Origin of the sequence: Rhodococcoides navarretei (assembly GCF_038069675.1) — a bacterium.
GTDB classification, from domain to species: domain Bacteria; phylum Actinomycetota; class Actinomycetes; order Mycobacteriales; family Mycobacteriaceae; genus Rhodococcoides; species Rhodococcoides navarretei.
The window spans coordinates 3,621,488-3,648,033 of record NZ_JBBPCN010000001.1; the positions used below are offsets into that span (position 1 = coordinate 3,621,488).

Here is a 26,546-nt window from a genome sequence, read left to right on the forward strand (position 1 = left end):
GTGCGGTCGCGATTGATGAAAGAATGCATGTCGGCGGTCGTCGGGGACGGCGGAAGAGCAAGGTCGGGTGGACGATGAACAGAACTCTGTATTCGATGATCTGGATGATGGCGATCATCGCTTTCGTTGCATTGATCTGGGGCACAGTCGGTTACGTGTACGCCGACGAACATCCGCTGCGTCGAGCGGCATTCGTCGGTGGCGGAGTTCTGATCTCGGGATGGCTGATCGTGCTCGCGGCCGTGGGTATCAAGATCTCGCGTCTGAAGGCACGCAGGCGAGCGAGCAACTCCGACGACGACTGACGGCACCGAGGGTGCGGATTGAGAACGCCGTGGACGGGTACTCCGCTTCGAAGTCTCGACGTGCAGTCGCCGGTCACCTGCTCGCCGAGTTCCTCTCAGTCGGTGCCGAGCAAGGGTCCTCGATGGTCAATCAGCGCAGTTCTGCGAAGCAACACGTCACGACGGTACGGCCGGCGACGCGCGAGGAGTATCTGTCGACCTGGTCGACACTGCACAACGGCATCGATCCGTCCTCGTCCGCGTTGGTCTCGGGCTGGCTTCGCATCGTGTACGCGCTGAGCGCTCCCCTGGTTCGTGCGTCCGTGTCTGCCCATGCCGTCACCCTCACAGCCGTTGTCGTGGCCGGGGCGGCAGTGGCTCTGTCCAGACCGGGGACCTCGGCCCCACTGATCGCAGCCGTGCTGATCGTGGTCTCCGGCCTGCTCGACGGTATCGACGGCGGAGTCGCGATGATCGGCCGCTCCCAGTCCCAGTGGGGCTACCTACTCGACACCGTCGCCGATCGCTGCAGCGACCTGCTCCTCGTGGCGAGCGGCCTTGCTTTGGGAGCGCCGATGCCACTGGTGGTGGCTGTCGGCGTGACGACGTTGCTGCACGAGATGGCCCGGGCCCGAGCGGTGGGTTCCGGAATCGAGGACGTCGGCTTTCTGACGGTGTGGGAGCGTCCTTCGCGGGTGATCGCGGCTGCGGTCACGGCAACGGTTGCCGGAGCCGCACCGGCGGCTGCCGAAACGTCGGCAACGATCGGTGTTTCCGTCACGTGTGCGCTCGCGGTGGTCGGGTTCACCCAGTTGATGTTCGGATTGCATCGTCGGGCCGATCGAATTCCGCGGTGATCAGCCAGCCGGCAAGCGCCAGGATGTGGAACACGAACATCCACAACATGATTGCTACTCCGCCGCCGATCGCGGTGAGGCCGCCGAACGGTGCACCCAGATCCACCGGAATCGCCAGGAACAAGATGAATCCGTGGACGAACCCGGTGACGATGGACGAGGTGACGAGCGATCCGACGATGAGCGCCCGCCAGCCCACCGCTCGTGGCGCTATCACTCGGTAGGTCCACGCCAGAGGGACCGACAGAATGAGCCACAGGCAATTGAAGCCGAGGAACACGCGTAGCGCCATGTCTCCGATTCCACCGCCTCCGGTCGATGCATCGAGCAATCGAGCCACGCCGAGTACGCCCGCGAGCAGTACCGGTGCGGCGGCGAAGAACGGCACCATTGCCAGGCGACCGCGCCAGCCGGTGAACGATTCTCGAATCGGTGCGAACCGCACGATCGCCCTGCGCAGGCCCTCCCCGTAGAACGTCGCAGGGAAGACGGCGATCAGGACCCCGACCGGGCCGAGCTCGATTCCGGCCGTGGCCAATCCGTCCACCGCCGCGCGAGCCCCCAGAGCGTCCGGCAGCAACCCCGACATCGCGTCGAACCCTCCGCGGACCCACTCGTCCGACACCAATAGTGCACAGGCGCGGATGCTGAGGAGCAGCAGCGGAATTACCGCTATGACGGCATAGAACGTCAGGCCACCCGCTATCAGGGTGGTGTCCTCACGAGCAAACCCGGCTTTGATGGCGGCGAGAGCGTCGGCCACCCGGGTTCGAATCGTTGTCATGCCGGAAATGTGCCACAGGATCCCGACGCGGCGTCAGGCAAGGGTGACGTCGACCCCGTCGATGGCCTTGAGGAACGGGCAGATCGATGTCGCCTGAGCCAGTACCGCTTCGGGGTCGTCCGTACCGGGCAGGGAGACCGAGAGCGCGAACGTCGCGTCGTATCCGGATGCCTCGGAGTCGGTGAGAACGACAGTCCCCTTGACCGCCAGTTCGTCGACGCCGCCGCCGACCGTTCCGAGCGCGATACGAAGGGACTCGACGAGGCAGCTCGACAGTGCGGCTGCCATCAACTGTTCGGGGTTGGTGCTCCCTCCGGGCCCACCCAGCTGTTCGGGCTCACGCACGCCCAGTGACAGGACGCCGTCGTCGGAGGTGACGCCGGTCGCGGTGGCGGAGACGGTCGCGGTGTAGAGCTCGGTGTTCATGCCTGTCGAATGTCCAGTGATCGGTCGATCGAAACCGTCGATCACTGGACTCTCGGACTGCCGCGGAGCCCCACGTGTCGATGCTCACACATCGACAGCACCCGTTTGACCGAACCTACTCACGGGTAATGACACGAACAGGGCCGCGCATCACGCTATGACCCACAGGCATCGGCCAGAAACAATCGACCACCCGACCGAAAGGGGAGCACCATGAGCACATCCACGTTGATCGCGCAGTTGCGCGTTGCACTGCAGCTGACGAACACCGAGATCCAGATCGCGGAAACTCGCGTCGTTCAGGCGCGCACCGAGGCGGTACGCAGGGAGTTGACACAGAACGCCGCGAACGGACGTGAGCGCGCGGCAGCCATCGAGGAGGCCCTCCGCGGTCTCGGCGGACTGCCCGAACTCGTCGCGCCGTTCCTGGGGCGCACGCTCGCTGCCGTCAAGACGGTCGCAGAGCAGGCACAGCCGTTCGACGAGGCACTGTTGGGCGATCTCGCACTCGAGCAGCAACTGCTGGGCCGCGCCAAGTACATCAAGGCACTGGCCACGGCAGCGAACGAGCCCACCGTCGTCGCACTGGCGACCCGGCTGGCCACAGCGCACAGCGCAACGGTGGAATGGCTGGAGACGGTGCTCGCGGAAGACGCGCTCGGCGGACCCGCAGCACTGCGACGCACTCCGTTCCAAGCGGCCGCGGGCACTGCCGTGAAGATCGTCAACGCACCGGCGACGTGGTCGGCACGTGGACTCGATCGCGCGCTGGACGCGGCTCGCTCCACCCCGGACCGCCTCGGAGCGCTCCTGGGCCGTGGCGCTCACGCCGGTGACGTGGCCGTCAAGACCCTGACGGCAAGCCGCGACGCCGCACTCGAAGCAGCCGAGGACGTCACCCGTAGCGAGGGAGTCGACACCGTCGCCGACGCGATCCACACCGCGCGGTCGGCCGGCGGAATCCTCGACGCCGACGAGCTTCCGATCGCAGACTACGACGACCTCAATGTCTCGGACGCTGTTGCCGCCATCAAGGACCTCACGAACCCGACCGACGTTCGCACCGTCGTGACGTACGAAGAGGCGCACAAGAACCGCCACGGAGTCGTGTCCGCAGGACAGACGCGCGTGGCAGCCATCGCCAAGGATGTCATCTCGATCGACTGACCCTTCTGCGAATACCGATGCGGCCCGTGAACTTCCGGGCCGCATCGCTGTATTCGAAGCAGTTCGTCAGGGCTTCAACAACACCTTGATGGCACCGTCTTGCTTCTTCTGGAAGATGTCGTATGCGTGCGGAGCCTCTTCGAGGGAAAGCTCATGCGTGGCAAACGAATCGACGCCCAGAGGATCGTCGTCGCCGAGTAGCGGCATGATGTCGTCGACCCACTTCTTGATGTTCGCCTGACCCATGCGAAGCTGAATCTGCTTGTCGAACATGGTCATCAGCGGGAGCGGGTCGGCCATGCCGCCGTACACGCCGATGATCGAGATGGTTCCGCCGCGTCGAACGATATCGATTGCCGAGTACAGCGCGCCCAGTCGGTCGACACCGGCCTTCTGCATCATCGGCGCTGCCACGGCATCCGGGAGCATTCCGACTATCTGCTGCGCCAGTTTACCGACCGGAGACCCGTGTGCCTCCATGCCCACCGCATCGATCACCGAGTCCGTGCCTCTGCCGTCGGTCATCTCGCGGATGACGTCGCCGACGCCCCCGCTGTGCTCGGCCAGGTTCACCGTTTCGATTCCCCGGGCCGCGGCCCGCGCCAAGCGCTCGGGAACGAGGTCGACTGCTATGACACGAGCGCCCTTGTGCTGTGCGATGCGCGCCGCCATGTCTCCGATGGGCCCGAGACCGAGAACCGTCACCGATCCCCCGTCCGGAATGGCGGCGTATTCGACAGACTGCCATGCGGTGGGCAATACGTCGGAAAGGTAGACGAATCGCGAATCCGGCGGCCCCTCCGGAACTTTGATGTGGGTGAACTGCGCCTGCGGGACGCGCAGATACTCGGCTTGACCGCCGGGAACTTGACCGTACAGCTTGGAGAAGCCGAACAGAGCTGCGCCCATCCCTTGCTCACGAACCTGGGTGGTCTCACACTGGGTGTACAGACTCGAATTGCACATGTAGCAATGTCCACACGAGATCTGGAACGGGATGACCACGCGGTCGCCGACGGCGAGATCGCCTGTCTCCGAACCCACTTCCTCGACGATGCCCATCGGCTCGTGGCCCAGAATGTCACCCTGGTCCATGAAGGCACCGAGGGTTTCGTACAGGTGCAGGTCCGATCCGCAAATGTTGGTGGTCGTGATCTTCACGATCGCGTCCGTCGGCAGTTCTATCCGCGGATCGGGAACCGTATCGACGCTGACGTTCCTCTTGCCCTGCCATGTCACTGCGCGCATGGAGGCTCCTCTCTGTTGCTCGACCCCGAAACTCGGCGTCGCACGAAGCGGATTACCTCGTTCGTATGCGTGCAAACGCATTGGACCGACACGATTGACCGTGACCGGGAGCGGGTAGGCGAGCACAATGAGTGTCGTGACCCCCGCCATCGCCCGCACCCTCGTAGCGCCTAGCCTGCCGGTGCCCTGTGGTCCGCTGTCGGACGCCGTGGTCCGATACCTCTCGACCGGAGGCGGCACTGCACTGCCCAGCGCATCGGCTGCCGATCCGACCTCGCGTGATCTGCAACTGGCGTTGCTCATGACCTACGAACTGCACTACCGCGGATTCGAGGGCGTCGACGACGATTTGGAATGGGATCCGGCTCTGTTGCAGTTCAGGGCTCGACTCGAATCCGCGTTTCTGGACTACGTTCGTTCGGGTGTCGAACCCGGCGACGACGTCGTCGCCGAGATGGATCGCCTGTCGATCGAGACGTCGTCGGGTACCGGACCCTCGTGGTTCCTGCAGGACGAAGGATCGTGGGAGCAGATGCGCGAGTACTTCGTTCATCGGTCCGTCTACCACCTCAAGGAAGCAGATCCCCATGCATGGGCGATCCCCCGATTGACCGGCCAGGTCAAAGCCTCGTACGTCGCCGTGGAATTCGACGAGTACGGCGGTGGCAGGGGCGATCGCGTGCACCAACATCTGTGGGCCGAGTCGATGAGGGCCGCTGACCTCGATGCGTCCTACCTCGGATACGTGGACCGCGTTCCCGCCCAGACGCTCGCGTGGGTGAACCTCATGTCGTTGTTCGGACTGCACCGCAGCCGCCGAGGTGCCACCGTGGGTCATTTCGCCGCCACGGAGATCACGTCCTCGCCGGGTTCGCAGCGGTTCGTGCAGGGACTCCGCAGGCTGGCTGCACCGGCCGCGTGCATCGCGTTCTACGCCGAGCATGTCGAGGCCGATGCCGTACACGAGCAGGTACTGCGCCACGACGTGGTGGGAAATCTGATCGGTCAGGAACCACACATCGAATCCGACATCGTATTCGGTATGCGCGCACTCGACTTCGTCGAGAACGAGCTTGCGGACCACGTGATGCAGCGGTGGTCCGCCGGTCAGTCGTCGCTGGACTGAGGCACCCGTCGCTTCGCGCGATGGCTCGTATCGCACAGCGGGTACGTCTTGCTGCGCTTACACGTACACAGCGCTACGACGAACCGATCCGAGGTGACGACGGTGCCGTCATCGAGTTCGATCTCCACCGGCCCGTCGATCAGCATGGGTCCGCCCCGGACGAGTCTCACCCGAGTGCGCGCGGGCGCGGCGTCTCTACCCGTCGGCTCATCGCTTGTCGCCACGTAACACCACCAATTCTTCGGTTCTGCGGCCTGGTTCGAGCAAGCCCCTCGTCTCGAGCCATTCGGCGCGAGACATCATGACCGGCCCGAAATCGATTGTGCGGCGTGCCGCGTCCGATACGCCGAAACCGTGAGCACCGAGCATCTCCCGTGTCCGCTGCGGACCCGAGAACTCCGAGTGGACCACCAGAATCACACCGCCGGGCACCAGCAGTTCCGCGCCTCGCGTACACAGTGGATCGAGCACCACTCGTCCGTCCTCGCCTGCATCCCACGCGCGATGCACACCCATTCCGGTGGGCGCGTTCTCCGACGGGACATATGGAGGATTGCACAGCAGAACGTCGAACGGCTCCACCTCGGCTGCGTCCGAGAACGACCCGAGACGCACATCCACATCGACTCCGACCGACCGGGCATTGCGCTGTGCACAGGCAACTGCCCGCGGAGAGATGTCGAAGGCCATCACGTCGCGGGCACCGAGCAGTGCCGCGGTGATGGCCACTGCGCCGCTACCGGTACACATGTCGAGTACGCGTGCTCCGGAGACGAGCCCCGACTCGGCTGCAACGTCGCACAGCAGGAGTGAATCCTGCTGGGGCTCGTACACTCCGGGATCAGCGTGCACTCCGGCCAGTGAGCGGACGGAGTCGAATTCGGCTGTCGTCACGGATGTTCCTCCAAGTATCGATTGTCGGATTCGTATTCCCGCCCCGAAGTCCCGCAAACCGGTTGCCCGGAACATGCTTACGAACACGATCAGCGGGGTAAGCCCTTGAATGCGCGGTTGAGGAGCAGCCCGCAGTCCTCACCGTCGACTGCCGCACTCCTGCTCCACAGGCTCAGGGGTTCGGCTCCACAGGAGTTGCCCATGATCGTCGTACCGTCCATTACGCCCCCGGTCGCGGAAGTGGTTCCGTCGCTGACCGACTCGCAGAGCCTCGCTACCGAGATGAGGCTGTCGGTGGACGAAAGTGCAGGTGCCGACATCGTCGTGCGAGTGATCGGCGCAGTGGGCGATTCGGACGTTCCGATACTTGCCGAAACGCTCGGTGAGGTCGCCGAGCGTGGCCGAGCCCTGATTCTCGACCTGTCTTCGGTGACAGGTGTGGCCGCAGGTGTTCATTCCGTGCTCGACGCCACCGCCATTCGCCTGGGTCGATGGAATCAACAGCTGACCGTGGTGCTTTCACCCGCCTTGGAATCCGAAGTCGGTCTCGTGACCGACCGAGTCGTGGTGCGTCGGTCGGTTCTGTGAGCGCCCCGCGCAGAACGTACGACGTCCTCGTTGTCGGCGGCGGCAACGCAGGCATCAGCGCGGCCGCGCGATTGCTGAAGAAGGGCATCTCCGACGTCGCGGTCATCGAACCCAAGCAGGTGCACACGTATCGCCCCCTGCTCTCGTACGTGGGTTCCGGGCAGGCATCCTTGGCCGAGGCCGAGCGAACTCAGCGTTCGGTGATCCCGGCCGGATGCCGCTGGCTGGAGGATTCGGCGGTGGCGATCGACCCGGTGAATCGCGTGGTGCGATGTGCGTCGGGTTCGGACTACGGCTACCGCGATCTCGTACTCGGCCAGGGACTCGTCGTCGATACCGATGCGCTGCCCGGGGTGTGGGCTGCGCTCGCATTCCCCGGTGTCGCCAGCAATTACCTCGACCGAGCCGAACGCACCTGGCAGCTCGTGCGTGACCTACCTGCTCACAGCAGTGCTGTGTTCACCGTCCCTCGCCCGCCGGTCGGGTGCACCGGCACCACACTCAAGCCGTTGTTTCTCGCCGCGGATCACTGGAGTCGCACCGGGCGTATGCCGGGAATCGACATCACTCTGGTGTTGGATCGACATCGACTCCTGGGCGTGCCGGAACTCGACGCCATGGTCATCACGCGGCTCCGCGAGCTCGGCGTGCGAATTCTGAACCGTACCGCGGTGACGGCACTGCACCCGGAGAGCAGGCACATCACGGTCACGGACCAGGACGGCATCGACGAGCGTCTGGACTACGACATGCTGCACCTGGTACCGCCGTTCCGAGGTCCGACGTGGTTGGAGGAATCGAATCTGACCGGCTCTGCGCCGCACGGTGTGGTGGACATCGACGGACGAACTCTGCGCCATCGGGTGTACCCGAACGTCTGGGCCGCGGGTGACGGTGCAGCCATCGACACCGACTCCTCGGGTGGCGCACTGCGCAAACAGGTTTCGGTTCTCGTCGACAATCTGATCGCAGCTCGCAACGGGCAACCGTCGACGGAGTACGACGGCTACACCGTCGCCCCCATCGCAGTCGGCGCACACAAGTTGATCGCGGCCGAGTTCGACCGAACCGGGACCTTGACGCCATCGTTGCCGTCGTTTCTCGATTCACTGAAACCCAGGCGATCGGCCTGGGCGTTCGACCGATACGGCCTACCGTTGTCCTACTGGAACATGATTCTCGCCGGTCGCCTCTGACCGGTCGGGTGAATCCATGAATCCGTCGGGGTCCTCCACGGAAACCCGATGGCCGTCGTCCTCCAATGCGTGGACCGCATCGGTGAGGAGCCGTCGAGCCGCACCGTCTACGGCCCGAACCTCCTTGAAATCAATTGCCACACTACGATTTTCGGTAACTCCGGACAGCAACCGCGATATGACGGCCTCCGCACCGGCGAACCGCAGATCTCCCTGCAGTTCCACGCTGGTCATGTCCTCGCTCTCGGTCACGCTCCTGATCGCCGATTCACCGCTGGGTGCCACGTGCATCATGTGCAGGCCCAGATCGCGCGAGAGTCGCTCGAACACCGCCACACCGCGCACACTGTTGCCGTGCTCGTTCAGTCTCGGCGACAGGACGGCAATGCCCACCTGGCCCGGCAGCACGCCGATGATCGCGCCGGCCACCCCACTCTTGGCCGGGATGCCTACGCTCGCAAGCCAGCTGCCGCTGCCGTCGTACATTCCGCAGGTCGCCATGACGGCAAGAATGTGGCGATCGACCGCCGGGTCGAGTATCTGCACACCCGTCTCGGGATTCTTGCCTCCGTTCGCCATCACCGCGGCGATCCTCGCCAGGTCGCTACAGGTCACACTCACCGCGCACTGACGCGCGTAGCCGTCGACGACATCGGCGGGCTCGGCGTCCAGGTGGCCGACCGACTTCAGCAGGTGTGCAATGGCAGTGTTCCGGTCGTCGGATGCGAGTTCGGCCTCGTACACCGATTGGTCGATCGAGAGTTCGCGGTCGGCCATCGTGGACAGCAGAGCAGTCATACGCGCGGCGCGCTCCTCGCTCCCGCTGCCTCTGATCATCGAATGCACCGCCAGCGCACCGGCATTGATCAACGGGTTCCGCGGTCTTCCGGTTTCCGCTTCCAGGGAGATCTCGTTGAACGAGTCGCCCGAGGGTTCGACGTCGACGGCCTCGAGCACCGCCTCGATGCCGTTGTCCTCGATGGCCAGTGCATACGCGATCGCCTTCGCGATCGACTGGATCGAGAATTCGGTGTCGGTATCGCCCGCCTCGTGCAGCGATCCCGCGACGGTGGCGAGGGAGACTGCGAACGTATCGGGATCTGCCGAGGCCACTACCGGGTTGCCCTCGGTCACCGCCCCTCCGTCGAACCGTCGGCAGTCCTCCAACACGGAAGCAAGGTACTCGGGAACAGGCGATCTCATGGGTCCACGCTAGTCCCCGCCGAGCAGGTCTTGACACCACAGCCGTACCGCCGTTTACACTCCTGGTTCCTCAACCGTTGTGGAGCCCCTCCCGCGAAGATCGGATCACCCAGTGCGATTACGACGCCTGATCGCTGCCGACTCGGCAGACCGTCTCGCCGTGTACGCGCCCGAGACGAATTCGTGGGTCGATCTCGACGCCGCGGTGTCGACGTTGGGTGCCGACGAGGCTCTGCGCCCACTCACCCGCACCGTGCTCGGGTTCCTCGACGCCGGTGAACGCGTGCGCGACGCGGCCACTGCCGTGGTGCAGCGCGCGGTCTCCGAAGGTGTCGCGGTGGTCGACCGACCGACACCGACGCTTCCCGTCGCCCCGGCGTCGCTCCGCTGCTTCCTCGGTTGGGAGGCGCACTGGGACCTGGCCGCGCACAACCTGGTTCGCCGCAACCTTCCGAAAGCCGTCCCCTTCATCCGCGGATTCGAGACCGTCACTCGATCGACGTTTCCGGCACTCCGCCCTGGTCCGGGATTCGACGACCACCCGGTCTACTACACCGGCAACCACCTCACCGTTGTCGCCGACGAAACCACCGTCGAGTGGCCGTCCTACAGCCGGGCGCTGGATTTCGAGTTGGAGTTCGGAGCCGTGGTGACCAGACCCGTTCGCGACGTGTCCGCGCGCGAGGCCGCCGCTGCGATCGGCGGGTACGTGGTGTTCGACGACATCAGTGCTCGCGACACTCAATGGGAGGAGCAGCGCCGCAATCCGTTCGGACCGGTGGTCAAGACCAAGACCTTCGCCAGCTCCATGGGAGCCGATATCGTCACCGCCGACGAGATCACGCCACGGCTGGACTCGTTGACGGCCACCGTCACGGTCGACGGCGAGCTGTGGTCGACGACCGGCACTGCAGGCATGCGGTACTCGATCGGCGAATCACTCGCGTACGCGTGTCGCGGTGAAAACGTCTACCCCGGTGAGCTGTTGACGTCCGGCACGCTGCCGCGCGGATGCGGCCTCGAACTCGACCGCTGGATCTCCCCGGGCGATCGCGTCGAACTGAGCATCGAAGGAATCGGCTCGGTCACCAATACGATCGGGACTCGCTGACGATTCAGCGCTCGAAGTCGGATTTGTCGGTAGAGGCATCCTGGAACATCTCCAGGAACGATCCGAACCCGGAGGCTCCCTTGCGCGATTCGTCCATGTTGTTGTCGACGGCTCCCGCCGCCCCCTCGTCGTGTGTCATGTCTTGTAGCCTGCCGCTCGGAAATTGCAGCGAGCCTGGGACCGAGGACACGAATTGGCAACGAAAGATAACGGACCTATAACGACGAACTCGGAGCTACGGACGAGAATTCGTCCATAGCTCCGAGTTCGGTGGAGCAGTGAAGACTAAGCGAGCTCGAAGCGATCGAGCATCATGACCTTGTCCCAGGCCGCGACGAAGTCGCGGACGAACTTCTCCTTGGCGTCATCGCAGGCGTATACCTCTGCGAGAGCGCGCAATTCGGAATTCGAGCCGAAGACCAGATCGTTGCGGGTTCCGGTCCACTTCTTCTCACCGGTGGCCGCGTCCTTGGCCTCGTAGATGCCGTCCTCCGCGGTGGGAACCCATTCGGTGCCCATGTCGAGGAGGTTGACGAAGAAGTCGTTGGTGAGCGTGCCGACCTTGTCGGTCAGAACGCCGTGCGACGACTGCTTGTAGTTCGCGCCGAGCACACGCAGACCGCCGACGAGCACGGTCATCTCGGGCGCACTGAGCGACAACAGGTTTGCGCGATCGACGAGGTTGAACTCGGCCGGCAGCTTCTGGCCCTTGCCCAGGAAGTTGCGGAAACCATCGACCTTGGGCTCCAGATCGGAGAACGAGTCGACGTCCGTCTTCTCCTGCGTGGCATCCATGCGGCCCGGAGTGAACGGCACCGTGACGTCGACGCCCGCGTTCTTGGCCGCCTGCTCCACGGCTGCGACACCACCGAGAACGACGAGGTCGGCGAACGAGACCGTTCCGGAGAACGACTGCTGGACACCTTCGAGGACTCGGATGACCTGTGCGATCTCGTCGGGCTCGTTGACCTCCCAGCCGGCCTGCGGCTGCAGGCGCAGACGGCCACCGTTGGCTCCGCCGCGCTTGTCGCTCACACGGAACGACGATGCCGCTGCCCAGGCAGCCGAGATCAGCTGGTCCTGAGTCAGTTCGGAACCGAGGATGGTCTGCTTGAGCTCGGCAATCTGAGCGTCGTCGATCAGCTCGTGATCGACGGCCGGGATCGGGTCCTGCCAGAGCAGTGGCTCCGCCGGAACCTCGGGGCCGAGGTAGCGCGAGACCGGTCCCATGTCGCGGTGCGTGAGCTTGAACCAGGCCTTCTGGAACTCTTCCGCGAGCTCCTCGGGATGGTCGAGCCAGCGACGGGTGATCTGCTCGTAGATCGGGTCGACGCGCATCGCGATGTCGGAGGTCAGCATCGACGGGTGGCGACGCTTCGTGGGATCGGCGGGATCGGGAACGAGATCCGCACCCTCGCCGTTCTTCGGACGCCACTGGTGCGCACCTGCGGGGCTCTTGGTGAGCTCCCACTCGAATCCGTACAGGGTCTCGAGGAAGCTGTTGTCCCACTGGGTCGGCGTCGGAGTCCAGATGACCTCGAGGCCACTGGTGATCGCGTCCGCACCGACACCGCTCTGGTAGCTGTTCTTCCAGCCGAGGCCCATCTGTTCGATGGGTGCGCCCTCGGGCTCGGCACTGATGTGCTCGTCGGGATCCGCTGCACCGTGCGTCTTGCCGAAGGTGTGTCCGCCGACGGCCAGTGCCGCAGTTTCGATGTCGTTCATGGCCATGCGGCCGAAGGTCTCGCGAATGTCCAACGCGGACTGCACGGGATCCGGGTTGCCGTTGGGGCCTTCGGGATTGACGTAGATCAGGCCCATCTGCACTGCGGCGAGCGGGTTCTCGAGGCTCGTGCGATCACCGTTGTAGCGCTCGTCGCCGAGCCAGGTCTGCTCTGGGCCCCAGTAGACGTCCTCGTCCGGCTCCCAGGCGTCGACGCGTCCGCCGGCGAAACCGTAGGTCGGCAGGCCCATGGACTCGATGGCGACATTGCCGGTGAGCACGATCAGGTCGGCCCAGGAGAGCTTGCGGCCGTACTTCTGCTTGACCGGCCAGATCAGGCGGCGCGCCTTGTCCAGCGACGCGTTGTCGGGCCAGCTGTTGAGAGGCGCGAAACGCTGCATGCCTGCACCGGCACCGCCGCGACCGTCCTGCTTGCGGTACGTGCCCGCTGCGTGCCACGCCATGCGGATGAAGAACGGGCCGTAGTGACCGAAGTCTGCAGGCCACCAGGGCTGCGAGTTCGTCATGAGGGCTTCGATGTCACGCTTGACCTCGGCGAGGTCCAGGGAGTTGAACTCGGCAGCGTAGTCGTAATCCGCACCCATCGGATCGCCGACAGCCGGGTTCTTCTTGAGAATCTTCAGATTCAGGGCCTTGGGCCACCACTCACGGTTGCCTCCGCCTTCGACGGGAGTCGGCATCGAGTCGTGCATGACCGGACACTTGCCACCGCTCTCCTGCGGCTGATCCTCGTTCATCTCTTTTTCGCGTGTTACGTGATCTTCAGACACGTGCTTCCTTCCAGGGTGTGACGATCGGGCTGTGATCGGTGGTCACGAACTTCGGTGTGCTCGAGACCGGGGAGGGAACTGAACGGGAACTGTCGGCTGCTTGCGAGCAGCCGAACACTGTGCGCAGAAGCCCCAGTAGATGACTTCCGCCTCGTCGATCGTGAAACCGACGGAGTCCGATGCGGTGAGACACGGCGTCTCACCCACCGCGCAATCCACGTCTGCGATCACGCCACAGGCGCGACACACAGCGTGGTGGTGGTTGTCGCCGACACGAGATTCGTACCGAGCAGGAGATCCTGCCGGTTCGATTCGCCGTACGAGGCGCGCCGTGCTCAACGCATTGAGAACGTCGTACACGGTTTGCCGAGACACCTCGGGCAGCACCGATCGCACGAGTCCGAGGATCGTGTCGGTGTCCGCATGAGGATTGGATCCGACGACCTCGAGCACCGCGACCCGGGGACGGGTCACGCGCATATCGGCGGCGCGTAACTGCTCCGCACACGGTGAGATCGGCATCACAGCAATACTATCCTCCGCTTTTCTGGACAAAGTCAAGTATGCAGCCGAACTCGTCGGATGTCGACCCCGACGTCGCACAACAGCGTCGTCACGGGGCAAACACGACTCCCACTGTTCGCCCTCCCGTCGCTCCCTCGTGGGATTCGACCCGGCCTCAGGCCAGTGCCAGGAACAGTTTCTCGAGTTCGGCCTCGGTCATCGGCTCCTTCTCACCCGCACTTTCCCCCGTCATGCACTCGCGCAGACCGGTGGCCACGATCTTGAACCCCGCCTTGTCCAGTGCGCGCGAGACGGCGGCGAGCTGGGTGACGACATCCTTGCAATCGCGACCGTTCTCGATCATCCCGATGACCCCGGCAAGCTGACCGTGCGCGCGCTTGAGTCGATTCAATACCAGTGCGATGCTGTCTTCGTCGCCGATCATGTCGATCCCCTCGATGGTGGTGATAGTGCCCCCGATGGTACCCCCGGGGGCATCAAGCGGGATCGGATCCGGTACCGCCCAGTGCCGCGATGGCCGCCTGCAGCTTCGTCGTGGCCTCGGAAGCAACCGCGTCCAACCCGGACTCGCCGGTGACCTCGACCATGATGGCCGGGTTCATGGCCTCGACGACGACGGATCGCGCTACTGCCGTGTTCTCGCGAACCACCACGTTGCACGGCAACAGCAGACCGATCTGCTTCATGACGCCCACCGCACGGTGAGCCAGTCCCGGGTTGCATGCACCGAGGATCACGTAGCGCTCCATGTCCTCGTCGAGCTTCGCTTTCAGAGTTGCCTGCATATCGATCTCGGTGAGGACTCCGAAACCCTGCTCCGACAACGCTTTTCTCGTGCTGTCGATCGCGGTGTCGAAGTCGGTGTCGTTCAGCGTGGTGGACAATGCGATGTTCACGGTGTCTCCTCGAAAATTGTTGTGTCAGTGAGAAAAACGGATGGAGGGCAGCACCGCGCGCAGCCACGCCGGCGACCACCAGGCACCGTGCCCGGTCAACCGCAAGAGGACAGGAAGCAGCACGAGTCGAACGAGGAACGCGTCGAGCAGTACAGCGACACCGAGGATGATGCCCATCTCCTTGGGTGGCAACGGATCGGACAGTGCGAACGTGAAGAACACTGCCACCATCACCGCTGCTGCGGCAAAGATGACGCGCCCCGAGTGTGCCAACCCGTCGACCTGAGCAACCTTGGAGTCACCCGAGCGTTCGTAGTGTTCCTTGGCGGTGGCCAGCAGGAACACCGTGTAGTCCATGGCGATGGCGAAGATCATCGCGAAGAAGAACACCGGGCCCCAACCGTCGAGGAATCCCTGAGGCGTGAAGCCCAGCAGCGAGGATCCGTGACCGTCCTGGAAGATCAGCTTGGCGACGCCGAACGCTGCCGCGGTGGACAGCAGGCTCACCACGGTGCCGAGCAACGCGATGAGCGGAGCCTGAAGCGCCACCAGAAGCAGCACGAATCCGAGAACCAGGATGATCCCGACGACTATCGGCAGATAGTCGTTCAAGGCCTGCTGCAGGTCCAGGTTCTCTGCCGGCGCTCCGCCGACGAGTGCCGAATCGGGCAGTGTCGATCGCAGATCGGCGAGAATGGAACCCATCGCCTCATCGGACGGATCCACCGACGGAATTGCCTGCAGAAGTGCATATCCCGAATCGTCAGCGGCACTCTGCGGCGGCGTCACCATCGAGATCCCGTCGACCCCCGCAGCGACGGTTGCGGTCTCGACGGCATCCGCGTCGGGAACCACGACTTGCAGCGCACCCGGTGCACCCGGCCCGAACTGGGCCTGCACGAGCGCGTAGCCCTGACGCACCGGTGCATCCTCGGGCACCACCGCGATCGACGGCATCGCCACCTTCAAGCCGAGCACCGGAAGCGCCAGGGCGATCAGAATTCCCACGGAGACGAGAGCGAACGGCCACGGGTGCTTGTGCAACAACTCGCCCCATGCCGCGAACTTCGGCGATCGATGCGCCTGACGCTTGGCATACGGCAACGAAGCTGCGTTGACCTTGGGGCCGAGCGCCCCCAGAGCCGCGGGCAACAGTGTCATCGTCGCCAGCAATACGAAGGCGACGGCCAGCATGATCCCGACCGCCATGGTGCGCACCGCGGGAGCGGGGACGAGCAGCACTGCCGACAGACTCACCAGCACCGTCAGACCGGACAGCACAACGGCTTTGCCTGCCGTATCCATGGTTTCGGCGACGGCCGCCCGAGGGTCGGCGTTGCGCAACGCGTCGCGGAAGCGCGCAACGATGAACAGCGCGTAGTCGATTCCCAGAGCGAGGGCGAACATCATCGCGAAGTTCATGGCCCACACCGAGATCGGCGTCACACCGTTGAGTAGAACGAGACCACCAGCGGACGCAACGAGCCCGGCGACGGTGAGCAGCAGCGGCAACCCCGCGGCGACCAGTGACCCGAACGCAAGCACCATGATCGCCAATGTGACCGGCCACGAGAACAATTCGGCCTGGATCATCGCATCGTGGTTCGCCTTGTTGAAGTCCGACCACAGGGCCGACGAACCGGTGGGATAGACCTCGATACCGTTGCCGGACAGCGCGGTCAACCGCTCCTTCACATCGTCGACGGCTTTGACCATCTCATCGGTGGTGCCGTTCGCCCCCGCAATGACGATGCCGGTTCGGCCGTCCGGGCTGATCGTCATACCCGGTTGCGGCGCAACGACGTCGCCGAATCTTGCGTCGCCGGTGAATACGCCGGACACGTCGGCAATCACATCCTGAACAGCGGGATCGGTGATGGATGCCGAGTCGGAGTGGACGACCACCTGCACCGCCGCCGAGGAATTACCGCCGAAGTGCTGCTGGGCCAGTTCCCGAACCTGTACGGATTCCGATCCGTTCGCCTGCCATCCCGCTCCGGCCAGCGACGAGAACACCGAGGGCGCAAACGAACCAAGGGCCACGAGCACGATGAGCCATACACCGAACACCCAACGTCGGTGAGTCACCATCGAGCCACCCGCGCGACCGAGCAAGCCCGGCCCGGCTACAGGTCGATCATCCGGTGGACGAAGAACTTCGGCATCGCGCAACGACATTGTGCTCCTATACGGGTGGGGGTATCGAACGGGGCAGACAAGACCCTCGAAACGAACGAACGTGCCCACCTTCGCACATACCCAACGGGGTATGCAAGTACCCCTGGGGGTATCACCTCAGGGGTACTTGTTTCAGAGTCGACTGACCGGTGTCGTCACCCGCCGATCAGCGCCGACCGTTCCACTGCTTCTCGATGCCACGCAGCACCTCGAGCGTCCGAGCAGAATCGGCATCGACGGCCATCCTCGACCGAGCGCGCTCGAGCGCACGCTCGGCCCGCGCCACCGCGCGATGGCCCGAGTCGGTCGCTTCGACCATGTACTGCTGTCGATTTCGCGGATTGACGCTCCGCGTCAGCAGTCCCGCCTCGACGAGACTGGCCGTCGTGGCGGTGATACTCGTCCGGTGCCGCACCAACTCCCGCGACAGCGCACTGTAGGACATCGGCCCTCGCCTGGACACCAGTTCCAGCACCTCGTACCTCGCCCAGCTCAGCCCCTGTGCGTCCAGCGCCTCCGCCAGACGAACCCGCGCGGCCGACGCCATGCGCAGCACCGTGGACACGATTTCGAGCTCGGTGGAATGCACCGGCGAGGTACCACCGTCGAACGATTCAGCGAGGGCAGTCATCGGAACACTCCCCTACTTGATTTCCGCGAGGACGGTGCCTTGGGTGATGGCGTCGCCTGCGGTGACGGTCAGTCCGGTGATGGTGCCTGCTTTGTGGGCGTTGACGGGGTTTTCCATTTTCATCGCTTCGAGGACGGCGACGAGGTCACCGGCGGCGACTTCCTGGCCTTCTTCGACGGCGACTTTGACCACGGTGCCCTGCATGGGTGCGGTGACCGAGTCTCCGGATGCGGCTCCTGCACCGGCACCGCCGCGGGTGCGGGCTTTGGGTTTGCGCCGCACCGCACCGGCATTCCCGCCGTTGTTGTTGCCGCCGAGGGACAGTTCCCCGGGCAGGGAGACCTCGACGCGTCGGCCCCCGACCTCGACGACGACGGACTGACGGGGTAGTGCGTCGTCGTCGTCGATCGGCTGGCCTGCGGTGAACGGGGGGACCTGGTTGTCCCATTCGGTTTCGATCCAGCGGGTGTGCACCGAGAACGAGTCGCCGTCGCCGATGAACGCCGGATCGGAGACCACCGCGGCGTGGAACGGGATGACCGTCGCCAATCCGTCGACGGTGAACTCCGCCAACGCCCGCCGCGAGCGTGCCAGGGCTTCGTCGCGGGTGGCTCCGGTGACGATGAGCTTGGCGAGCATCGAATCGAACTGGCCACCGATCACACTGCCGGACTCGACACCGGAATCGACACGCACGCCCGGGCCGGAGGGAGCGGTGAAGGTGGTGACCGGTCCGGGGGCGGGCAGGAACCCGCGGCCGGCGTCTTCGCCGTTGATCCGGAACTCGAACGAATGCCCGCGTGGTTCGGGGTCCTCGGTGATGGACAGTTCCTCGCCGTTGGCGATCTTGAACTGCTGCAGGACGAGGTCGATGCCGGAGGTTTCCTCGGTGACGGGGTGCTCGACCTGCAGTCTGGTGTTGACTTCCAGGAACGACACCAGGCCGTCTTGGCCGACGAGGTATTCCACCGTCCCGGCTCCGTAGTAGCCGGCTTCGAGGCAGATGGCTTTGGCGCTGGAGTGGATTTCTTTGCGTTGGGCGTCGGTGAGGAACGGGGCGGGGGCTTCTTCGACGAGTTTCTGGAAGCGGCGCTGCAGGGAGCAGTCGCGGGTACCGGCGACGATGACGTTGCCGTGTTGGTCGGCGATGACCTGGGCTTCGACGTGGCGTGGCTTGTCGAGGTAGCGTTCGACGAAGCATTCCCCACGCCCGAATGCGGCGACGGCTTCGCGGGTGGCGGAGTCGAACAGTTCGGGGATTTCCTCGCGGGTGCGCGCCACTTTCATGCCGCGTCCGCCGCCACCGAATGCGGCTTTGATGGCGATGGGGAGGCCGTGTTCGTCGACGAACGCGAGGATTTCGTCGGCGTCCTTGACCGGTTCGGAGGTGCCGGGGACGGAAGGTGCTTTGGCGCGGGCGGCGATGTGGCGGGCGGTGACCTTGTCGCCGAGGTCGCGGATGGACTGGGGGGACGGTCCGATCCAGATCAGTCCGGCGTCGATCACGGCCTGGGCGAAGTCGGCGTTCTCGGAGAGGAATCCGTAGCCGGGGTGGATGGCGTCGGCACCGGACTTGGCGGCGGCGTCGAGGATCTTGTCGATCACCAGGTACGACTCCGCAGATGTCTGCCCACCGAGCGCGAAGGCTTCGTCGGCCAGACGTACGAACGGGGCATCGGCATCGGGCTCGGCATACACAGCGACACTGGCCAACCCGGCATCGGCGGCCGCCCGGATCACCCGCACCGCGATCTCACCACGATTGGCGACAAGAACCTTCGAGATTTTCTTATGGGAAGTCGAGGTGGTCATATACTGAAATTCCTTCACTGGCCAAATCGGGCATTGACGAAAAGGGCTGGGGCACTGGCAAGTCCGTAGCGATGCTGATCCTCGGGCCGGCCCCACAGGTCCGATACCGCCGGAGCTTCGGCGACCACCGACGTCTGCGCAGCGGTCAGAACAGCAACCACGGCGGCGATGTCGGTGTCGGTGGGCTTCCCACGAAACGACCAACTGGGCGACGCAACAACATGATTCGCTTCGGTCATAGTGGGATGTTTCCGTGTTTCTTGGGTGGGAGGGTGACTTGTTTGCGTTCGAGCAGTCGTAGCGCGGTGACGATCTGGCCGCGGGTGTGACTGGGTGGGATGACGGCGTCGAGGTAGCCGCGTTCGGCAGCGATGTAGGGGTTGACGAGGGTGTCCTCGTATTCCTGCTGCAGTGTCAACCGGAGAGCGTCGACGTCCTCACCGTTCTTCGCGGCCTCCAACAGTTTCTTGCGGTAGACGAACCCGACAGCACCGGAGGCTCCCATGACGGCGATCTGCGCGGTCGGCCACGCCAAATTCACGTCGGCTCCCATGTGCTTGGACCCCATCACGTCGTATGCCCCGCCGTACGCTTTGCGGGTGATGACGGTGATCTTCCCGACCGTCGCTTCCCCGTAGGCGTACAACAGTTTCGCCCCACGCCGGATGATGCCGTTGAATTCCTGCCCCGTCCCGGGCAGAAACCCGGGTACGTCGACCAGGGTGATGATCGGGACGTTGAAGCAGTCGCACGTGCGGACGAAGCGGGCTGCTTTCTCGGAGGCATCGATATCGAGGGTGCCTGCGAATTGGGTGGGTTGATTGGCCACGATCCCCACCGACCGGCCGTCGATCCGCCCGAACCCGACGATGATGTTGCGGGCTCGACCTTCCTGGACTTCGAGGAATTCGTCGTCGTCGAGGATCCGGGTGATCACCTCGTGCATGTCGTACGGGGTGTTCGGTGAATCGGGGATCAGGGTGTCGAGTTCGAGGTCCTCGGCGGTCAACGAGTCCTCGATCGCCCCGACAACAGGGTCCGACGCCGCGGTGCGGGGGGCGTCGGCGCGATTGTTCGACGGTAGGTAGGACAGCAGGTCGCGGACGTAGTCGAGGGCGTCCTGTTCGCCGGAGGCGACGTAGTGCGCGACCCCGGATTTCTCCATGTGGGTGTGTGCGCCACCGAGTTCTTCCATGGTGACGTTCTCGCCGGTGACGGTTTTGATGACATCCGGTCCGGTGACGAACATCTGGCTCGTGCCGTCGACCATGACCACGAAATCGGTCAGGGCCGGGGAGTAGACGTGCCCGCCTGCGGCGGGTCCCATGATCACCGAGATCTGCGGGATCACCCCGGACGCGCGGACGTTGCGGTGGAAGATCTCCCCGTACAACCCGAGGGAGACCACACCTTCCTGGATGCGGGCTCCGGCACCTTCGTTGATCCCGACCAGGGGCCGGCCGGTCTTGATCGCCAGGTCCATCACCTTGACGATCTTCTCGCCGTAGATCTCCCCCAAGCTGCCGCCGAAGACGGTCGCGTCCTGGGAGAACACACACACATCGCGGCCATCGACCGTGCCGTAGCCGGTGACGACACCGTCACCGAACGGCCGGTTGTCGGCCAACCCGAAATTCTGTGAGCGGTGCCGCGCCAACGCGTCGAGTTCGACGAACGATCCCTCGTCGAGCAACGCCGTGATCCGCTCCCGCGCGGTCAGCTTGCCCTTGGCATGGACCCGCTCCACCGCCGCCTCACCCGACGGAATCTCCGCAACCGCGAGACGTTTACGAAGATCGGCCAACTTACCCGCAGTGGTATGGATATCGGGTTCGGTCGTTGTCATGCAGATGTCCCCTACGTTGTATGGAATGGGAGATTGAGATCGTCAGTTCGTTGCAAGCGAGCGTGCAATCACCAGACGCTGAATCTGGTTGGTGCCCTCGAAGATCTGCGTGATCTTGGCGTCGCGCATGTATCGCTCGACGCGGAAGTCGCGGGTGTACCCGTAACCACCGAACACCTGCACCGCGTCGGTGGTCACCTTCATGGCTGCATCGGTGGCGATCAACTTGGCCACAGAAGCATTGCGGGAGTACGGAAGTCCCGCGTCCCGACGGCGAGCCGCGTCGAGATACGTCGCGCGTGCGGAGTCCACTGCCGCCGCCATGTCCGCCAGCACGAATCCCAGGCCCTGGTGGTCGATGATCTTCTTACCGAACGCTGTGCGCTCCTGCGCGTACTTCACGGCATCGTCGAGTGCGGCTTGCGCGATTCCGACTGCAACAGCAGCGATTCCGAGCCGCCCGGCATCGAGCGCGCTGAAGGCGATCTGCAGCCCCTGCCCCTCCGCACCGATGCGCCACTCGGTCGGTACGTGCACGTCGTCGTAGTGCGCCGAGGTCGTCGGAATCGCGTGCAGCCCCATCTTGTCCTCGGGCTTGCCGAAGCTCAGGCCGTCGGTTCCATCCGGAACGAGAAAGCACGAGATGCCCTTCGATCCTTCGCCGGTCCGGGCGAACAGGTTGTAGAAGTCGGCCACCCCGCCGTGCGTGATCCACGCCTTCGAACCGTTCACCGTGTAGCCGCCCTCGGTCGGGGTGGCCTTGCAGCTCAAGGCTGCTGCGTCCGAACCGGCCTGCGCCTCGGACAGCGAGTAGGCACCGATCTGCGCCCCACCGAGCATGTCGGGAAGTTTGTCGGCTTTCTGCTGGTCGGTCCCGAACGCCATCACGGGATAGCAGGCCAAACCGTGCACGCTCACTGCAACGGCCACTGCTGCCCAACGCGATGCCAGCTCTTCGAGTACCTGGAGGTACACCTCGTACGGCTGGCCACCACCGCCCCACTCCTCCGCGTACGGCAGGCTGAGCAGCCCTGCTTCACCGAGAGTGGCGAACACGCCTGTCGGATAGGTCTCGCTGCGCTCGTGTTCGTCGACGATCGGGTCGAGCACCTTGTCTGCCACGTCGCGGGTCAGCGCGATGAGGTCGCGCGCTTCGGCGGTGGGCAACAGACGATCGACGGGCACGTGAACCTCCGGGATGTTCGGCATCAGTACTGAAGAATGATCCGCAGTACTGACGAACAGTACTGCACAACTCGATGCAGTACCATCTCTTCTGTGAACGCACCCGTGACCTCGCATGCCACGGCGCGCCGTTCCGAACTCTTCGACCAGCTCGTCAGCCTGTTTCTGGCAGAGGGCTTCGCACACCTCACGCTCGATACCATCGCGGCCCGGCTTCGGTGCTCCAAGTCCACCCTGTACACCCTGGCGTCGAGCAAGGATCAGCTGGTCGGCGGGGCCACCGTGCACTACTTCAAGTCCATGACCACCCAGGTCGAAAACGCCGTCGCCGAGGTCGACGGCACCCGCAATCGCATCACCACGTATTTGACTGCGGTGGGTGCAGCGCTGGAATCGGCGTCCGAGCAATTCATGACCGACCTGGCGTCACTCGAGGCGGCCCGCTCGGTGTACGAGCGCAATACCGCGATCGCTGCGCGCCGCGTCCAGGAGTTGATCAGCGAGGGCGTGGCCAGTGGCGAAGTACGTGATGTGCACGCGGCCTTCGTCGGCGATGTCGCTTCCTCTGTCATGGTCCGAATTCAGACTCGCGAGGTGTTCCGCCTCACCGGCCTCAGTGACGGAGACGCCTACCTCGAATTGGCGAAGTTGTTGACGGCGGGCATCGGAGCCTAGTGCCGGAACCGGGGAATGAATCGACCCCGCCGAGCGCTGAGTTCTACGAACGTAGTTGATCCTTCAACGAGAGAGCACACGATGAAGAAGATCGGATTCCTGTCCTTCGGCCACTGGTCACCGTCCCCGCAGTCGCAGACACGATCGGCATCGGATGTGCTGTTGCAGTCGATCGACCTGGCGGTCGCGGCCGAGGAACTCGGAGCCGACGGCGCGTACTACCGCGTCCACCACTTCGCCAACCAGCTCGCATCGCCGTTTCCGCTGCTTGCCGCCGTCGGCGCCAAGACGAGCACCATCGAGATCGGCACCGGTGTCATCGACATGCGCTACGAGAATCCGTTCTACATGGCCGAGGACTCCGGCTCCGCCGACCTCATCTCGGGCGGGCGTCTACAGCTCGGCGTCAGCCGGGGATCGCCCGAACAGGTCATCGAGGGCTATCGCTACTTCGGCTACGCACCCGCCGAGGGCTCCGATCATGCAGACATGGCCCGCGAGCACACCCGCATCTACCTCGATCTCCTCGAAGGCAAGGGCTTCGCTCAGCCGAACCCGCGGCCGATGTTCCCCAATCCACCCGGCCTGCTGCGCCTCGAACCGCACGCACCGGGTCTGCGTCAACGCATCTGGTGGGGAGCAGGCACCCGCGAGACGGCCGAGTGGACAGCACAACAGGGCATGAACTTGATGAGCTCGACCCTGCTGAGCGAGGACACTGGGGTGCCGTTCCATCAGCTGCAGGCCGAGCAGATCGAACGATTCCACAAGACGTGGAGCGACGCCGGGCACGATTTCGCTCCTCGAACGTCCGTGAGCCGCAGCATCTTTCCGATAGTGAACGACCTCGATCGCGCCTACTTCGGCCGCGAGGGCAGCGGCGACGATCAGGTCGGCTACCTCGACGGCGGCAAGGCCCGATTCGGCAAGACATACGCAGGAGAGCCCGATCGACTGATCGAAGAACTCGCCGCCGACGAAGCGATCGCCGCCGCGGACACCCTGCTGCTCACCGTCCCGAACCAGTTGGGCGTCGAATACTGCGCGCACGTTCTGGAGACACTGCTGCGCGACGTGGCCCCCGCACTGGGGTGGCGTTGATCACTCGGTGACCAGGGGCGATTGGTTTCGGCGGATACGGGTACTGGCAGCAGGTTCACCCGCCCCCGCCTGCCAGGAGTCCTCATGCTAAAACGCGACGTATCCGCGCGCCTCGATGTAGACATCACCGCCGCCACCACTCTCGAATTCCAGATCGCGATCGCACCGCACCCCGGTACTACGGTCACCGAATCGCTCTCCTTCGTTCTCGACGGTAACCCCGTTGAGCCGAAGGAAGTGAGCGGACCGCACGGCAACCGCATTCACGTCATGCCCGCCGACGTCGGGAACTTGCAGGTCTCGTACGACGCCACCATCCTGGGCAACACCACCCCGGCCCCCGTCACCGACTACGACATGTCGCTCTACCTCCGGCCCAGCCGTTACGCCGAAGCAGACAAGTTCTACGGCTTCGCCGCAACAGAATTCGGCGACTACGCCGATTCCGAGGAACTGCTGGCCAAGATCTCCGCTTGGGTGGGCTCACGCCTGAATTACGTTCCGGGAAGCAGTGATCCGATCGACGGTGCCGTCGACACACTGCTCGCCGGACAGGGCGTCTGCCGGGACTACTCGCACCTCGTGGTCGCCATGCTGCGTGCGGTCAACGTTCCGGCTCGACTGGTTGCGGTGTACGCACCCGGCTGCGATCCGATGGATTTTCACGCTGTCGCCGAAGCGTTCGTGGGCGGGCAGTGGCGCGTCGTCGATGCCACGTGCCTGGCACCTCGCTCGACGCTGGTCCGGATCTCGGTGGGTCGCGATGCCGCCGACACCGCATTCCTGGACAACCACAAGGGTGCCATCACACTGAACAGTTCCGTGGTCACAGCCGTGGTCGACGGCGAACTCCCCCAGGACGACATCACCGAGCTGATCTCCCTCACCTGATCCGCCGACCGACAGCGCCGTTATGTGAGCTACATCACAGCGGCGTTTGTTTTCAGCCGTGAAAACCGACTAAGTATCCGTTACCAACAATCACAGCCACCTGAGAGGGCAACAGCATGAGCTTCATCGACAAGGCCAAGAACGCAGCAGAAGACGCCATCGGCAAGGCGAAGGAAGTTGTCGGCGACGCCACGAACAACAACGATCTCGAGGCCGAGGGCAAGAAGGACCAGGGTTCGGCAGGCGTGAAGAAGGTCGGCGAAAACATCAAGGACACCTTCAAGTAACCCCCGATCTCATCGAGTGCCGCCGATCTCGATGATCGGCGGCACTCACCTTTCACCCCACCCACTGCACACCAGGAAACGGATTCCCCTCATGACCACATCGACCGACACGACCAAGACCACCAAGCGTCGCGGCGGATTCGCCTCGAAGTTCGCCCTCCTCATCACGCTCGTGCTCGTGGCAGCACTGGTGATCTTCGTGCTACAGAACACGATTCACACGAACATCAACTTCCTGGGCTGGAACTTCGATCTCGCCCAGGGCGTCTCTCTGCTCGGCGCAGCAGTCGTCGGAGCCGTGATCACGCTGACTGCGACCGCGGCGTTCAAGGTTCGACGCGCAGTCCGATGATTCCTTTGCTCGCGCGCAAGTACCTGTACCGATACCTCATCGTCGCGATCGGCCTACCGATCCTTGCTCGACTCCTGGCCTTCGCCGGTCAGAGCCTCGAAAAGCGAACGGGAAAGTACAACGTCGTGTCCAAGGGCTTGAAATCGGCCAGCAGATTCGCGCAGAAACGAGCCGATAAGTCGCAGGGCAAGAAGGAACGCAAATCCCGACACACCCTCGGCCAGGCCGGGTCTCGGTAGAGATCGTTCAACGCTTCCCGAAGCACAGTTCGATCGTCGAACTCGACAAGTTCTCGGCCGTAGGCCTGCTCTGTACCGCAGCCTCGGCCCGCGACAGCGACAACATCGTCGGGTTCGGCGATCTCCACTGCGAGGGCCTACGGCGTCGCACCGACAACTCGGCCTGTCGACTCCGGGATCCGTCGGCCGCGGACTGGGTCAATGACCCGCCGGGTCGCTGAGGGATTTGCCCTCCCGAGCCTTGACGCGCCTACGCTCCAGAAGCACCAAGGTAATTCCGGCCACCAGCAGAACCGTCGCGGCAATTGCCCCGATCCACACCCAACCGGTGAAGCCGTAACCAGCTGCGGTGAGGGTGAGACCGAGGCTCACCAGCGCCACTCCGATGCAGATGTAACCCGGCCAGTTCCGTGTGTCGACGATCGCCTCACCGGCGTGCCCGCGGGTCGTCCGATCGTCGTCAGTGGCTCCGGCGTCGGCTTCGCTCGTGTTCTCGTCTGCCATGTGGATCCCCTCCGGATGCGGACCGT

At 64.3% G+C, this 26,546-nt stretch carries 31 protein-coding genes; 13 read left to right on the plus strand and 18 right to left on the minus strand.

The window, feature by feature from the left end:
• The first annotated feature begins 74 nt into the window (after positions 1–74).
• Entirely contained in the window at positions 75–305 is a 231-nt protein-coding gene (locus AABD04_RS16900; protein WP_243597206.1) for a hypothetical protein, read from the plus strand.
• Positions 306–316: 11 nt separating this feature from the next.
• Positions 317–1,141: a CDP-alcohol phosphatidyltransferase family protein gene (locus AABD04_RS16905; protein ID WP_243597205.1), complete on the plus strand. Its 825-nt coding sequence runs from the start codon at positions 317–319 to the stop codon at positions 1,139–1,141.
• On the opposite strand, the gene AABD04_RS16910 is transcribed toward AABD04_RS16905, so the two are convergent.
• Both AABD04_RS16910 and AABD04_RS16915 read right to left on the minus strand, forming a co-directional pair.
• Positions 1,089–1,925, minus strand: coding sequence for a YihY/virulence factor BrkB family protein (locus tag AABD04_RS16910; RefSeq protein ID WP_341441882.1), 837 nt, complete (start codon positions 1,923–1,925; stop codon positions 1,089–1,091). The genes AABD04_RS16905 and AABD04_RS16910 overlap by 53 nt on opposite strands.
• Before the next feature lie 33 nt (positions 1,926–1,958).
• Positions 1,959–2,351, minus strand: a complete 393-nt coding sequence (locus AABD04_RS16915) for an OsmC family protein (protein WP_341441883.1) — start codon at positions 2,349–2,351, stop codon at positions 1,959–1,961.
• Positions 2,352–2,564: 213 nt separating this feature from the next.
• Between AABD04_RS16915 and AABD04_RS16920 the strand changes: the two genes are divergently transcribed.
• Positions 2,565–3,518: a ferritin-like domain-containing protein gene (locus AABD04_RS16920; protein ID WP_243608310.1), complete on the plus strand. Its 954-nt coding sequence runs from the start codon at positions 2,565–2,567 to the stop codon at positions 3,516–3,518.
• A gap of 66 nt (positions 3,519–3,584) precedes the next feature.
• On the opposite strand, the gene AABD04_RS16925 is transcribed toward AABD04_RS16920, so the two are convergent.
• The gene (locus tag AABD04_RS16925) at positions 3,585–4,766 is read right to left on the minus strand and encodes a zinc-dependent alcohol dehydrogenase (RefSeq protein WP_243608311.1); all 1,182 of its coding nucleotides are present in this window, start codon (positions 4,764–4,766) and stop codon (positions 3,585–3,587) included.
• A 127-nt stretch (positions 4,767–4,893) separates the two neighbouring features.
• Here AABD04_RS16925 and AABD04_RS16930 point away from each other — a divergent pair, with 127 nt between their 5' ends.
• Complete coding sequence (locus AABD04_RS16930) at positions 4,894–5,892, plus strand: iron-containing redox enzyme family protein (RefSeq protein ID WP_243608312.1); 999 nt, start codon at positions 4,894–4,896, stop codon at positions 5,890–5,892.
• On the opposite strand, the gene AABD04_RS16935 is transcribed toward AABD04_RS16930, so the two are convergent.
• Both AABD04_RS16935 and AABD04_RS16940 read right to left on the minus strand, forming a co-directional pair.
• Complete coding sequence (locus AABD04_RS16935) at positions 5,874–6,038, minus strand: CDGSH iron-sulfur domain-containing protein (RefSeq protein WP_341443088.1); 165 nt, start codon at positions 6,036–6,038, stop codon at positions 5,874–5,876. The two genes, AABD04_RS16930 and AABD04_RS16935, sit on opposite strands and share 19 nt — an antisense overlap.
• 61 nt (positions 6,039–6,099) lie before the next feature.
• Positions 6,100–6,786, minus strand: a complete 687-nt coding sequence (locus tag AABD04_RS16940; protein ID WP_341441884.1) for a HemK2/MTQ2 family protein methyltransferase — start codon at positions 6,784–6,786, stop codon at positions 6,100–6,102.
• A 201-nt stretch (positions 6,787–6,987) separates the two neighbouring features.
• Here AABD04_RS16940 and AABD04_RS16945 point away from each other — a divergent pair, with 201 nt between their 5' ends.
• Positions 6,988–7,374: a hypothetical protein gene (locus tag AABD04_RS16945; protein ID WP_341441885.1), complete on the plus strand. Its 387-nt coding sequence runs from the start codon at positions 6,988–6,990 to the stop codon at positions 7,372–7,374.
• Entirely contained in the window at positions 7,371–8,570 is a 1,200-nt protein-coding gene (locus tag AABD04_RS16950; RefSeq protein ID WP_341441886.1) for an NAD(P)/FAD-dependent oxidoreductase, read from the plus strand. Before AABD04_RS16945 ends, AABD04_RS16950 begins: the two co-directional genes overlap by 4 nt.
• On the opposite strand, the gene glsA is transcribed toward AABD04_RS16950, so the two are convergent.
• Complete coding sequence (glsA, locus tag AABD04_RS16955; protein ID WP_341441887.1) at positions 8,526–9,773, minus strand: glutaminase A; 1,248 nt, start codon at positions 9,771–9,773, stop codon at positions 8,526–8,528. The two genes, AABD04_RS16950 and glsA, sit on opposite strands and share 45 nt — an antisense overlap.
• A gap of 112 nt (positions 9,774–9,885) precedes the next feature.
• Here glsA and AABD04_RS16960 point away from each other — a divergent pair, with 112 nt between their 5' ends.
• Positions 9,886–10,884 (plus strand): fumarylacetoacetate hydrolase family protein, encoded by a 999-nt coding sequence (locus tag AABD04_RS16960; RefSeq protein ID WP_341441888.1) that lies wholly within the window; start codon positions 9,886–9,888, stop codon positions 10,882–10,884.
• 4 nt (positions 10,885–10,888) lie between these two features.
• Here the strand turns inward: AABD04_RS16960 and AABD04_RS16965 are convergent, their stop codons facing one another.
• From AABD04_RS16965 to AABD04_RS17015, 11 genes are all read right to left on the minus strand, one after another.
• Positions 10,889–11,023 (minus strand): hypothetical protein, encoded by a 135-nt coding sequence (locus tag AABD04_RS16965; RefSeq protein WP_279392721.1) that lies wholly within the window; start codon positions 11,021–11,023, stop codon positions 10,889–10,891.
• A gap of 146 nt (positions 11,024–11,169) precedes the next feature.
• A complete protein-coding gene (gene katG / locus AABD04_RS16970; RefSeq protein ID WP_279392820.1) occupies positions 11,170–13,365 on the minus strand; it encodes a catalase/peroxidase HPI in 2,196 nt (731 codons plus the stop codon).
• A gap of 75 nt (positions 13,366–13,440) precedes the next feature.
• Positions 13,441–13,920, minus strand: coding sequence for a Fur family transcriptional regulator (locus tag AABD04_RS16975; protein WP_341441889.1), 480 nt, complete (start codon positions 13,918–13,920; stop codon positions 13,441–13,443).
• Between the two features lie 157 nt (positions 13,921–14,077).
• Positions 14,078–14,347, minus strand: coding sequence for a metal-sensitive transcriptional regulator (locus AABD04_RS16980; RefSeq protein ID WP_032397635.1), 270 nt, complete (start codon positions 14,345–14,347; stop codon positions 14,078–14,080).
• Between the two features lie 52 nt (positions 14,348–14,399).
• Positions 14,400–14,819 carry a DUF302 domain-containing protein gene (locus AABD04_RS16985; RefSeq protein ID WP_341441890.1) on the minus strand — a complete coding sequence of 140 codons (420 nt, stop codon included), beginning with the start codon at positions 14,817–14,819 and terminating at the stop codon, positions 14,400–14,402.
• Positions 14,820–14,843: 24 nt separating this feature from the next.
• Positions 14,844–16,910 carry an MMPL family transporter gene (locus tag AABD04_RS16990; RefSeq protein WP_341441891.1) on the minus strand — a complete coding sequence of 689 codons (2,067 nt, stop codon included), beginning with the start codon at positions 16,908–16,910 and terminating at the stop codon, positions 14,844–14,846.
• A 253-nt stretch (positions 16,911–17,163) separates the two neighbouring features.
• Positions 17,164–17,628 (minus strand): MarR family transcriptional regulator, encoded by a 465-nt coding sequence (locus tag AABD04_RS16995; protein ID WP_341441892.1) that lies wholly within the window; start codon positions 17,626–17,628, stop codon positions 17,164–17,166.
• A 12-nt stretch (positions 17,629–17,640) separates the two neighbouring features.
• Positions 17,641–19,440 (minus strand): acetyl/propionyl/methylcrotonyl-CoA carboxylase subunit alpha, encoded by a 1,800-nt coding sequence (locus AABD04_RS17000; RefSeq protein WP_341441893.1) that lies wholly within the window; start codon positions 19,438–19,440, stop codon positions 17,641–17,643.
• A 14-nt stretch (positions 19,441–19,454) separates the two neighbouring features.
• Entirely contained in the window at positions 19,455–19,679 is a 225-nt protein-coding gene (locus AABD04_RS17005; RefSeq protein WP_341441894.1) for an acyl-CoA carboxylase epsilon subunit, read from the minus strand.
• A complete protein-coding gene (locus tag AABD04_RS17010) occupies positions 19,676–21,286 on the minus strand; it encodes an acyl-CoA carboxylase subunit beta (protein WP_341441895.1) in 1,611 nt (536 codons plus the stop codon). The genes AABD04_RS17005 and AABD04_RS17010 overlap by 4 nt, the downstream gene beginning before the upstream one ends.
• Positions 21,287–21,328: 42 nt before the next feature.
• A complete protein-coding gene (locus AABD04_RS17015) occupies positions 21,329–22,471 on the minus strand; it encodes an acyl-CoA dehydrogenase family protein (RefSeq protein ID WP_341441896.1) in 1,143 nt (380 codons plus the stop codon).
• Positions 22,472–22,564: 93 nt separating this feature from the next.
• On the opposite strand from AABD04_RS17015, the gene AABD04_RS17020 reads away from it, so the two are divergent.
• The 6 genes from AABD04_RS17020 to AABD04_RS17045 all read left to right on the plus strand — a co-directional run bounded on the left by AABD04_RS17020 (position 22,565) and on the right by AABD04_RS17045 (position 26,016).
• On the plus strand, positions 22,565–23,146 hold the full coding sequence (locus tag AABD04_RS17020) for a TetR/AcrR family transcriptional regulator (protein ID WP_222092734.1): 582 nt from the start codon (positions 22,565–22,567) through the stop codon (positions 23,144–23,146).
• An 81-nt stretch (positions 23,147–23,227) separates the two neighbouring features.
• Positions 23,228–24,247 (plus strand): LLM class flavin-dependent oxidoreductase, encoded by a 1,020-nt coding sequence (locus AABD04_RS17025; protein ID WP_341441897.1) that lies wholly within the window; start codon positions 23,228–23,230, stop codon positions 24,245–24,247.
• Positions 24,248–24,331: 84 nt separating this feature from the next.
• Positions 24,332–25,138 carry a transglutaminase-like domain-containing protein gene (locus tag AABD04_RS17030; protein WP_341441898.1) on the plus strand — a complete coding sequence of 269 codons (807 nt, stop codon included), beginning with the start codon at positions 24,332–24,334 and terminating at the stop codon, positions 25,136–25,138.
• A gap of 116 nt (positions 25,139–25,254) precedes the next feature.
• On the plus strand, positions 25,255–25,425 hold the full coding sequence (locus AABD04_RS17035) for a CsbD family protein (protein WP_243596365.1): 171 nt from the start codon (positions 25,255–25,257) through the stop codon (positions 25,423–25,425).
• A 91-nt stretch (positions 25,426–25,516) separates the two neighbouring features.
• Positions 25,517–25,777: a lipopolysaccharide assembly protein LapA domain-containing protein gene (locus tag AABD04_RS17040; RefSeq protein WP_243596364.1), complete on the plus strand. Its 261-nt coding sequence runs from the start codon at positions 25,517–25,519 to the stop codon at positions 25,775–25,777.
• Complete coding sequence (locus AABD04_RS17045) at positions 25,774–26,016, plus strand: hypothetical protein (RefSeq protein ID WP_341441899.1); 243 nt, start codon at positions 25,774–25,776, stop codon at positions 26,014–26,016. Before AABD04_RS17040 ends, AABD04_RS17045 begins: the two co-directional genes overlap by 4 nt.
• 198 nt (positions 26,017–26,214) lie before the next feature.
• On the opposite strand, the gene AABD04_RS17050 is transcribed toward AABD04_RS17045, so the two are convergent.
• Positions 26,215–26,520, minus strand: coding sequence for a hypothetical protein (locus AABD04_RS17050; protein WP_341441900.1), 306 nt, complete (start codon positions 26,518–26,520; stop codon positions 26,215–26,217).
• Between the last annotated feature and the right edge of the window lie 26 nt (positions 26,521–26,546).

What these genes read in the sequence shown, in the direction of transcription:
- AABD04_RS16980 (WP_032397635.1), bottom strand. Translation starts at nt 14,347, where the DNA reads ATGATCGGCGACGAAGACAGCATCGCACTGGTATTGAATCGACTCAAG.
- AABD04_RS17005 (WP_341441894.1), bottom strand. Translation starts at nt 19,679, where the DNA reads ATGACCGAAGCGAATCATGTTGTTGCGTCGCCCAGTTGGTCGTTTCGT.
- glsA (WP_341441887.1), bottom strand. Translation starts at nt 9,773, where the DNA reads ATGAGATCGCCTGTTCCCGAGTACCTTGCTTCCGTGTTGGAGGACTGC.
- AABD04_RS16925 (WP_243608311.1), bottom strand. Translation starts at nt 4,766, where the DNA reads ATGCGCGCAGTGACATGGCAGGGCAAGAGGAACGTCAGCGTCGATACG.
- AABD04_RS17050 (WP_341441900.1), bottom strand. Translation starts at nt 26,520, where the DNA reads ATGGCAGACGAGAACACGAGCGAAGCCGACGCCGGAGCCACTGACGAC.
- AABD04_RS16930 (WP_243608312.1), top strand. Translation starts at nt 4,894, where the DNA reads ATGAGTGTCGTGACCCCCGCCATCGCCCGCACCCTCGTAGCGCCTAGC.
- AABD04_RS17025 (WP_341441897.1), top strand. Translation starts at nt 23,228, where the DNA reads ATGAAGAAGATCGGATTCCTGTCCTTCGGCCACTGGTCACCGTCCCCG.
- AABD04_RS17000 (WP_341441893.1), bottom strand. Translation starts at nt 19,440, where the DNA reads ATGACCACCTCGACTTCCCATAAGAAAATCTCGAAGGTTCTTGTCGCC.
- AABD04_RS16990 (WP_341441891.1), bottom strand. Translation starts at nt 16,910, where the DNA reads ATGGTGACTCACCGACGTTGGGTGTTCGGTGTATGGCTCATCGTGCTC.
- AABD04_RS16975 (WP_341441889.1), bottom strand. Translation starts at nt 13,920, where the DNA reads ATGCCGATCTCACCGTGTGCGGAGCAGTTACGCGCCGCCGATATGCGC.
- katG (WP_279392820.1), bottom strand. Translation starts at nt 13,365, where the DNA reads ATGAACGAGGATCAGCCGCAGGAGAGCGGTGGCAAGTGTCCGGTCATG.
- AABD04_RS17045 (WP_341441899.1), top strand. Translation starts at nt 25,774, where the DNA reads ATGATTCCTTTGCTCGCGCGCAAGTACCTGTACCGATACCTCATCGTC.
- AABD04_RS17040 (WP_243596364.1), top strand. Translation starts at nt 25,517, where the DNA reads ATGACCACATCGACCGACACGACCAAGACCACCAAGCGTCGCGGCGGA.
- AABD04_RS16945 (WP_341441885.1), top strand. Translation starts at nt 6,988, where the DNA reads ATGATCGTCGTACCGTCCATTACGCCCCCGGTCGCGGAAGTGGTTCCG.
- AABD04_RS17035 (WP_243596365.1), top strand. Translation starts at nt 25,255, where the DNA reads ATGAGCTTCATCGACAAGGCCAAGAACGCAGCAGAAGACGCCATCGGC.
- AABD04_RS16915 (WP_341441883.1), bottom strand. Translation starts at nt 2,351, where the DNA reads ATGAACACCGAGCTCTACACCGCGACCGTCTCCGCCACCGCGACCGGC.
- AABD04_RS16910 (WP_341441882.1), bottom strand. Translation starts at nt 1,925, where the DNA reads ATGACAACGATTCGAACCCGGGTGGCCGACGCTCTCGCCGCCATCAAA.
- AABD04_RS16935 (WP_341443088.1), bottom strand. Translation starts at nt 6,038, where the DNA reads ATGCTGATCGACGGGCCGGTGGAGATCGAACTCGATGACGGCACCGTC.
- AABD04_RS16965 (WP_279392721.1), bottom strand. Translation starts at nt 11,023, where the DNA reads ATGACACACGACGAGGGGGCGGCGGGAGCCGTCGACAACAACATGGAC.
- AABD04_RS16995 (WP_341441892.1), bottom strand. Translation starts at nt 17,628, where the DNA reads ATGACTGCCCTCGCTGAATCGTTCGACGGTGGTACCTCGCCGGTGCAT.
- AABD04_RS17030 (WP_341441898.1), top strand. Translation starts at nt 24,332, where the DNA reads ATGCTAAAACGCGACGTATCCGCGCGCCTCGATGTAGACATCACCGCC.
- AABD04_RS17010 (WP_341441895.1), bottom strand. Translation starts at nt 21,286, where the DNA reads ATGACAACGACCGAACCCGATATCCATACCACTGCGGGTAAGTTGGCC.
- AABD04_RS16900 (WP_243597206.1), top strand. Translation starts at nt 75, where the DNA reads ATGAACAGAACTCTGTATTCGATGATCTGGATGATGGCGATCATCGCT.
- AABD04_RS16920 (WP_243608310.1), top strand. Translation starts at nt 2,565, where the DNA reads ATGAGCACATCCACGTTGATCGCGCAGTTGCGCGTTGCACTGCAGCTG.